The organism is Amycolatopsis sp. NPDC049159 (assembly GCF_040648295.1).
Lineage (GTDB): Bacteria > Actinomycetota > Actinomycetes > Mycobacteriales > Pseudonocardiaceae > Amycolatopsis > Amycolatopsis pretoriensis_A.
Genome location: NZ_JBEZDL010000025.1, coordinates 137404 through 145254 on the forward strand (window position 1 = coordinate 137404; position 7851 = coordinate 145254).

The 7851-nt window shown below is 73.0% G+C and carries 7 protein-coding genes and 2 pseudogenes; 1 reads left to right on the forward strand and 8 read right to left on the reverse strand.

Annotation, left to right across the window (positions count from 1 at the left end; all coding sequences use genetic code 11):
* Window positions 1–177 precede the first annotated feature (177 nt).
* From AB0B33_RS38345 to AB0B33_RS38370, 6 genes are all read right to left on the reverse strand, one after another.
* Complete coding sequence (locus tag AB0B33_RS38345) at window positions 178–1377, reverse strand: SpoIIE family protein phosphatase (RefSeq protein ID WP_360781281.1); 1200 nt, start codon at window positions 1375–1377, stop codon at window positions 178–180.
* Window positions 1377–2369: a SpoIIE family protein phosphatase gene (locus tag AB0B33_RS38350; RefSeq protein ID WP_360781283.1), complete on the reverse strand. Its 993-nt coding sequence runs from the start codon at window positions 2367–2369 to the stop codon at window positions 1377–1379. Before AB0B33_RS38350 ends, AB0B33_RS38345 begins: the two co-directional genes overlap by 1 nt.
* Complete coding sequence (locus tag AB0B33_RS38355) at window positions 2366–2788, reverse strand: anti-sigma regulatory factor (protein ID WP_360781285.1); 423 nt, start codon at window positions 2786–2788, stop codon at window positions 2366–2368. Before AB0B33_RS38355 ends, AB0B33_RS38350 begins: the two co-directional genes overlap by 4 nt.
* The gene (locus tag AB0B33_RS38360; protein ID WP_360781287.1) at window positions 2778–3170 is read right to left on the reverse strand and encodes an STAS domain-containing protein; all 393 of its coding nucleotides are present in this window, start codon (window positions 3168–3170) and stop codon (window positions 2778–2780) included. The genes AB0B33_RS38355 and AB0B33_RS38360 overlap by 11 nt, the downstream gene beginning before the upstream one ends.
* A complete protein-coding gene (locus tag AB0B33_RS38365; protein ID WP_360781289.1) occupies window positions 3167–4027 on the reverse strand; it encodes an STAS domain-containing protein in 861 nt (286 codons plus the stop codon). The genes AB0B33_RS38360 and AB0B33_RS38365 overlap by 4 nt, the downstream gene beginning before the upstream one ends.
* 73 nt (window positions 4028–4100) lie before the next feature.
* Window positions 4101–4517: a MarR family transcriptional regulator gene (locus AB0B33_RS38370; RefSeq protein WP_247025182.1), complete on the reverse strand. Its 417-nt coding sequence runs from the start codon at window positions 4515–4517 to the stop codon at window positions 4101–4103.
* A 175-nt stretch (window positions 4518–4692) separates the two neighbouring features.
* On the opposite strand from AB0B33_RS38370, the gene AB0B33_RS38375 reads away from it, so the two are divergent.
* Complete coding sequence (locus AB0B33_RS38375; protein WP_360781291.1) at window positions 4693–5904, forward strand: PP2C family protein-serine/threonine phosphatase; 1212 nt, start codon at window positions 4693–4695, stop codon at window positions 5902–5904.
* Between the two features lie 28 nt (window positions 5905–5932).
* Here AB0B33_RS38375 and ctaD read toward each other — a convergent pair.
* A pseudogene (gene ctaD, locus AB0B33_RS38380) lies at window positions 5933–7649 on the reverse strand (cytochrome c oxidase subunit I).
* A gap of 108 nt (window positions 7650–7757) precedes the next feature.
* A pseudogene (locus AB0B33_RS38385) lies at window positions 7758–7851 on the reverse strand (thiamine pyrophosphate-dependent enzyme); the annotation flags it as partial.

Genomic DNA, 7851 nt, shown 5'->3' on the forward strand with positions numbered 1-7851 from the left:
CCCGCCCGGCTCCGGGTGCCGACGCCGTAATCCCTGCGGCCGAGGTGACCGGGGGCCGGCGGAACCGGCCCGGCTACCGTCCGGCAGGGATCGCGGGCGGCCCGCCACGGGCTCCGGGGGCGCCGGATTCCGTGCGGCGGAGCAGGCCGGCGGGTTCGGCGGGTCCGGCCCGCCGCCTTACTGTCCGGAATGGACAGTGAGGCGGCGCAGCACCAGGACCACCGTGTCGTCGGCGTGGCGGACCACGTCGTGCATGCGGGTCACCAGCTCGCGGGGCAGCGTCGCGGCCGGGTGCGTGCGGTGGGTCTCCGCCAGCGCCAGCAGCCGGACCTGGCCTTCGTCGATGTCCTTGCGGCTCTCGACCAGGCCGTCGGTGTAGAGCAGCAGCGTGTCGCCCGGGTCGAGGTCCACCTCGACCAGCCGGCCGCTGCCGGGGTCGGGGAAGCCGACGCCGCGGCCGATGACCGGGGCGGGCAGGAGGCGGGCCGGGCCGGATGCCTTGACCAGTACGGGTTCCGGGTGGCCGCCGTTCGCCAGGCGGGTTCGGCCGGTCGCCGGGTCGGTGCGGGCGAGGATGACCGTGGCCATCAGGTCGGGCTCGATCGCGGCCAGGGTGCGGGACGCGCGCGCGATCAGGTCGGGGAACGGGTGCCCCTCCAGCGCCAGCGTGCGGATCGCGTGGGTGACGGTGAGCGCGTGCCGCGTCGAGGTGACGCCGTGGCCGACCGCGTCGACCAGCGTCACGTGGACCTGGCCGTCGGGCAGCACGAACCAGTCGTAGAGGTCGCCGCCGGTGGGGGAGTCCTGGTCGGTCGGGGAGTAGTGGACGGCCAGCTCCAGGCCCGCCACCGCGGGCGGGCGCGGGCGCAGCGCGTCCTCCAGCTCGCGGAAGATGACCGCGTGCGCGCGGCGGAGCTGCTCGTCGCGCTGTTCGAGGTCGACGTACATCGCGAGCACGCCGCTGTTGGTCTCCGCCAGCTCGTGCTTGAGCTGCCGCTGCTCCTGCGTGAGCGTGTCGGTGCGGGCGATCAGGGCGAGCATCTCCTCGCGCGTCGCCCGCTCGTCGTCGGGGTCGGCGGGCGTCACCGGCCCGCCGCCGGCGAGGTGCCAGGTGAGCGTCTCGTCGTCGCCCCTTTCGGGCAGCAGGGGCAGGGCGTTGCGGCTGTGCTGGCTCACCGCGTGGTCGAGCCGCGCGGTGACGGCCAGCCGCCGGTCCGAGGCCGCCGTGGCCACGTCGACGGTTTCGCCGGCGGTGAGGGCGGGTTCGGCGAGCAGGGTCACGGCGAGCACCAGCCGCGCGCGGTCGCCGGGGTCGACGCCGGCTTCGCCGCAGGCAGTGCGCAGCCGCGCCCGGATCCGGGCCAGGTCGGGGCGCATCAGCCGGCCCGGCCGGCGCGCAGGGCGAGCATGGCCGCGTCGTCGCGCGGGTTTCGGTGCCGGTGGGCCAGTTCCGCGGCGAGCAGCAGCAGGTCCGGGGCCCGGCCGGGGACGCGCCACCCGGTGCCGACGCCGTCGGTGTGCAGGACCACGACGTCGTCGTCGGCCAGCTCCAGGTGCCGGACCGGCGCCGACGGCAGCGTGAACCCGACGATGCCGGGGGTGCTGAGCAGCAGCCGGGACGGGCCGTCCCCGACGCTCGCGCCGCTGACGTTGCCGACGCCGCAGAACTCGAGCCGCCGCGGCGCGATCCGCACCAGCGCGACCGCGGCACCCCGGGTCGTGCGGAGCGCGCGGTGCATGTTCGTGAGCTGGTGCGGCAGCGGGCGGTCCGGGTTCTCGGCGAACACGCGCAGCGCGGCTTCGGCGGCTTCGGCGGCTTCGGGCCCGTGGCCGAGCCCGTCGGCGACGACGGCGGTCCGGCTGCCGGTGACGTCGGCCAGCGCGACGGCGTCACCGCAGTGCTGTTCGCCTTCGCGCGCCAGGCGGAAGTGCCCGATCGCGCCGCCGGGCGGGGGCGGCGCGGGCGCCAGCAGCCGGGCGGCGGCGAGCGTCCCGGTCTCGGGCGAGGACGTGATCCGGAACCCGGTCGCCATCCGGAGCACCGCGCCGAGGCCGGTGCCGAGCGTGGCGGTGGTCGTGTTGCCGTCCAGCAGCCAGTGGTCGAGGTCGGCCATGCCGGGCCCGTCGTCGGCGGCCAGCAAGTCGACGCCGCGCCCGGTCAGCGACCGCTGCACGAACACCGAGCCGCCGGTGGTGTGCTTGTCGATGTTGCCCGCGAGCTCGGCGGCCACGACCGCGGCGCGTTCGGCCAGCACGTCCGGGAGCCCGGCCGCGTGCGCGGTCTCGCGGGCGACGCGGGCGGCGGCGTACGCGGCGCTGGGGTGGTCGACGCGGATGCGGCTGGTCTGCTCGGCGACGGTGGCGGTCACGGCTGCCAGCGCGCGACCGTGACGGTGGTGCCGCGGCCGGGCTCGGTGTCGAGGTCGAAGTCGTGGACCAGGCGGCGGGTGCCACCGAGGCCGTGCCCCAGTCCGGCGCCGGTGCTGAACCCGTCGGTCATCGCCTGCTCGACGTCGGCGATCCCCGGGCCTTCGTCGCGGACCCGCAGCCGCAGCCCGGTCCGCCCGGCGGGGTCCCGCACCACGTCGACGGTCATCGTGCCGCCGCCGCCGTGGATGTAGGCGTTGCGGACCAGCTCGCTGGCCGCGGTGACGATCTTCGTCTGGTCGACGATCGAGAACCCGGCGGAGACGGCGGCGGCCCGCACGGCGTGCCGGGCGGCGAGGAGGTCTTCCTCGACCTGGACGGGGTGCTCGGCGGGCGGGACCGTCCGCTCCTCAGGAAGCATGGGGCGCCTCTTCGGCGGCCTCGGCGGGACGGCGCCAGCCCAGCAGCTCCATCGCCTGTTCCGCGTTCAGCGCCGTGCGGACCCCGGTCAGCTGCAGGCCGAGCTCGGTCAGCGTCAGCGCGACGGCCGGGCGCATGCCCGCGACGATCATCCGCGCGCCGAGCAGCCTGCCGGTGCCGGCCAGCTGCATGAGCACGCGGGCGACGAAGGAGTCGACGACCTCCAGCCGGGAGATGTCGATGATCACACCGCGGATGCCCTCGTCCGCGATCCGCGCGGTCAGCTCGTCGGTGAACGCGAGCGCGGTCTTGTCGTCCAGGTCGCTCAGCAGCCCGCCGAGCAGGATGTCCCCGAGTTTCAGGATGGGCAGGCCGGCGTTCACCCGGTCACGCCCGGCCGGGCGGCGGTGTCGCCGGTGAGCTGCATCGCGCTCGCCAGCGCGTCGGCGAGCGAGCCGCGGGTGACGATGTGCGAGAGGTCGATGCCCAGCTGCGTGATGGTCTGCGCGATCGACGGGCGGATGCCGCTGACCACGCACTCCGCGCCCATCAGCCGGACGGCGCTGACGGTCTGCAGCAGGTGCTGCGCCACGGCGGTGTCGACGGTCGGGACGCCGGTGATGTCGATGATCGCGACCCGCGCCTCGTTGGCCTGGATCGACTCCAGGAGGTTGTTCATCACGACCTGCGTCCGGGCGCTGTCGAGCGTGCCGATCAGGGGCACCGCGAGGACGTGGCGCCACAGCCGCAGGACCGGCGTGGACAGCTCGAGCACCTGGCTGTGCTGCTCGCGGATGATCCGTTCCCGGCCCGCCGCGTAGACCTCGAAGGTCAGCACGCCCGCGCTGTCGAGCAGCTCGTTGACCAGCAGCGCGGCCCGGTAGCGCAGCGCGGAGTCCTCGGTGTGCCGCTCGATCGCGCCCAGCATCGTGCGCTTGAGCGCGAGGATCGCCATGGCCGTGGCCCGCGGTTCGGCACCCGCGCGGGCCCGGCGCTCGGAAAGCGAGGTCAGCGCGTCCCGCACCGCGGGGTCCTGGTCGACGATCCGGGACACCGGCAGCGTCCCGGCGATCGCGGTGCGCAGCGCGTCGAGCAGACCGGCGGCTTCGCGGCGGAGCTCTTGGCCGGTCCGGCCGCCGTCGGGTTCCTGGCCGGCCCAGTCCCCGGCCAGTGTGGCCCGGTCCTCCTCCAGCACGCGCGCGAGCACCGCGCGGACCTGGCTGTCGTCCGTGCCCAGCACCGAGCCCTCCTCGAGTGATCGGGGCGCGCTCTGCTGTACGCCGGTTGACTGTTGTCATATAACAACAGTTGTGTCAGCGATGCAAATCCGGGGTCCGGTCCGCGAGGGCCAGGTACTCCGCCAGCCCGCCGGCGAGCGCGGCCCGGCCGGCCGGTGTCATCTTCGCCAGCAGCGTCTCGACGCGGTCCCGGCGCCGGGACCGCAGGTCCTGCAGGTACGCGCGGCCGCGGTCGGACAGCCGCAGCGTCAGCTCCCGCCTGCTGCGCGCGCTGGGCAGGCGTTCCAGGAAGCCCACCGCCTCCAGCCGGTCGCACAGCCTGCTCACCAGCGGCGGGGTCGAGTCGAGCTGTTCGGCCAGTTCCCGCAGGTTGACCCCGTCACGGCGGTCGAGCGCGACGACCGCGCGCAGCTGCGAGACCGACAGCGGCCGCGGCGACACGTCCTGCGCGCCTTCCAGGACCGATTCGATGAGGCGCGCGAGAGCGGCCACGCCGTCCGGGGCGGCCTGCTCGCGGGATCGATCCACGGCGTCCACTCTGACATCCCTATGCTGAACCGGCAGCACAGCTCACGCGAATCGCCGTAGACCCGGCACGCCGGAGCGGCGCAGACTCGACAGACTTGCCCGCGCCGGCGCGCGCGGACCCGTGAGCAGGAGGCAGGCGTTGGACAGATCCCTGGCGGTGGAGCGTCTCCTCCGTGACGTACCGCCGCACGACCTGACCAGGGCTTTGCGCGCGGCGCTGCGCGAGCACTTCGGTGCCGGGGCGGTCGAACTGCTGATGGCCGACTACGCGCTGACCGAACTGTGCCAGGTGGGCGAACAGCCCTACTCGTCGGAGCCGATCCCGGTCGAGGGGACCACGCCGGGCGCGGCCTTCGTCGCGCAGGCGGCGACGTTCGAGCCGGCCGCGGACGGCGTCACCGGGTACTTCCCGGTCAGCGTGCGCGGGGACCGGCTCGGCGTCCTGGCCGTGACGTTGCCCGCCGAACCCGAGCCGCCCGTCTGGGCCGAGCTCGAGCGGTTCGCCGAAGCCGTGGCCCACGAACTGTTCGTCGCCGACCGCGACACCGACCTCTACATCCAGGCCCGGCGCTCCTCGCGGCTGACGCTCGCCGCGGAGATGCAGTGGCAGCTGCTGCCCGGCCGCGCCTGCACCCGCGCCGAGTTCGCGCTCGGCGGCCAGCTCGAGCCCGCCTACGCCATCTACGGCGACTGCTTCGACTGGTCGGCGTCCGCGAGCAAGCTCGCCGTCACACTGATCAACGGCATGGGCGAGGGCAGCGAGGCGGCCCTGCTGACCAACCTCGCGATCAACGCGCTGCGCAACGCCCGCCGCGCCGGGATCCCCCTCGACGCGCAGGCCGAGCTCGCCGACCAGGCGCTCTACGCGCACCACCGCGGCGCCGAGCACGTGGCCGCGCTGCTGCTGGAGTTCGACCTCGCCACCGGTTCGGTCGCTGTCGTCGACGCCGGTTCGCCCCGGCTCTGGCGGCTGCGGGACGGGAAGGCCGAGCGGGTCCTGTTCGACGAGCAGCTGCCGCTCGGCACGTTCGACGGCACGATCTACGAGGTGGAAAGCTTCCAGGCGGCCGAAGGCGACCGGTTCGTGTTCGTCAGCGACGGCGTCTACAACGCGGTCGGCACGCACGGCGAGCGCTACGGCGACCGCGAACTCGCCGAGGCGGTCACCGCGACCGCCGACCTGCCCGCGGCCCACGTGCCGGGCGCGGTGCTGCGGGAGCTGACTTCGCGCCGGCACGGCGGCCAGGCGGAGGACGACGCGATGGTCGTCTGCCTGGACTGGTTCGGCGCGGTCCCGGTGGCGGGCACCGGGACCGGCCCGGCGATTTCGGTGCGCCCCGCCGGGGAGTGACCACCCGCCACGGCGGGAGCGTCCGGCGTCAGCGGCCCCGGACGTCGTCGCTGTCGCCCTGCTCGTCGGGCTGCGTGGCGCCCGCCGCGATCTCCGACAGGGAGGCTGCGCCCTCCGGGTGGCCCCTGGTGACGTGGGCTTCCGCGCGCATCCGCTCGACCATGTGCGGGTGGTGCAGCTCGAACGCCGGGCGCTCGGAGCGGATCCGGGGCAGGTCGAGGAAGTTGTGCCGGGGCGGCGGGCGGGTTCGCCGTAGCGGTAGCTCTTGACGACGTTCCAGAGGAACGGCAGCACCGAAAGGCCGAGCAGGAACGCCCCGATCGTGGAGACGGTGTGCATCCAGGTGAAGCCGTCGCTGGAGAGGTAGTCGGCGTAGCGGCGGGGCATGCCGGCGTCGCCGAGCCAGTGCTGGATGAGGAACGTCGTGTGGAAGCCGGTGAAGGTGGTCCAGAAGTGCCACTTCGCCAGGCGTTCGTCGAGCATCCGGCCGGTGATCTTGGGGAACCAGAAGTAGATGCCGGCGAACGTGGCGAACACGATCGTGCCGAAGAGCACGTAGTGGAAGTGCGCGACGACGAAGTACGTGTCGTGGATGTGGAAGTCCAGCGGCGGGGACGCGAGGATGATCCCGGTCAGCCCGCCGAGCAGGAACGTGACGAGGAAGCCGACCGACCACAGCATCGGCGACTCGAACGTCAGCTGACCCCGCCACATCGTGCCGATCCGGTTGAAGAACTTGATCCCGGTCGGCACGGCGATGAGGAACGTCATGATCGAGAAGAACGGCAGCAGCACGGCGCCGGTGGCGAACATGTGGTGCGCCCAGACCGCGGCCGACAGCGCCGTGATGCCGATCGTCGCGAACACCATCGTCTTGTAGCCGAACAACGGCTTCCGGCTGAACACCGGGATGATCTCGGTGACGATCCCGAAGTACGGCAACGCGACCACGTACACCTCGGGGTGGCCGAAGAACCAGAACAGGTGCTGCCACAGGATCGCGCCGCCGTTTTCGGGGTCGAACACGTGCGCGCCGAGGTGCCGGTCGGCCAGCAGCGCGAACAGCGCGGCGGTGAGGATCGGAACGCGAGCAGGATCAGCACCGACGTGAACAGGATGTTCCAGGTGAAGATCGGCATCCGCCACATGAGCATCCCGGGGCAGCGCAGGCAGACGACGGTCGTGATCATGTTGACCGCGCCGAGGATGGTGCCGAGGCCGGTGACGATCAGGCCGGTGATCCACAGGTCGCCGCCGACGCCGGGGGAGTGGATGGCGTTGGACAGCGGGGTGTACGCGGTCCAGCCGAAGTCCGGCGGGCCGCCGGGGGTGAGGTAGCCGGACAGCACGATCAGGCCGCCGAAGAGGTAGAGCCAGTAGGAAAACGCGTTGAGGCGCGGGAACGCCACGTCCGGCGAGCCGATCTGCAGCGGCAGGACGAAGTTCGCGAACCCGAACAAGTTGGGCGTCGCGTAGAGCAGCAGCATGATCGTGCCGTGCATGGTGAACAGCTGGTTGTACTGCTCCGGGGAGAGGAACTGCAGGCCGGGACGCGCCAGCTCGGCCCGCATCAGCAGCGCCGTCAGGCCACCGATCAGGAAGAACCCGAACGACGTCGACAGGTACAGCACGCCGATCGTCTTGTGGTCGGTGGTGCGGATGGTCTTGAGGAGCGTCGCGCCTCGCAGGCCCCGCCGCACGGGACGGTGGGGGATCGGGGTCGCGCGGGTCGCCGTTTCGGACATCGGACTCGCCACCTGGGGCCGACGGGATTGCGGACCTCGCGCGCGTACCCGCGGATCTCGCGCTACACGCGGGGATCCGGTTGTCACCCCGGTCGTGGGTGTTCAGACGACGAACGGCAGGTCGAACCGCACGAGCGTTTCGAAGTCCCAGCCGGTGAGGCTGAAAGCGCCGTCCCCGAACAGGGCGACCACCTCCTTGTCC

Bases quoted from the DNA above. Each gene is read 5' to 3' on its own strand.
- AB0B33_RS38345 (WP_360781281.1), bottom strand. From the start codon at position 1,377: ATGCGCCCCGACCTGGCCCGGATCCGGGCGCGGCTGCGCACTGCCTGC.
- AB0B33_RS38355 (WP_360781285.1), bottom strand. From the start codon at position 2,788: ATGCTTCCTGAGGAGCGGACGGTCCCGCCCGCCGAGCACCCCGTCCAG.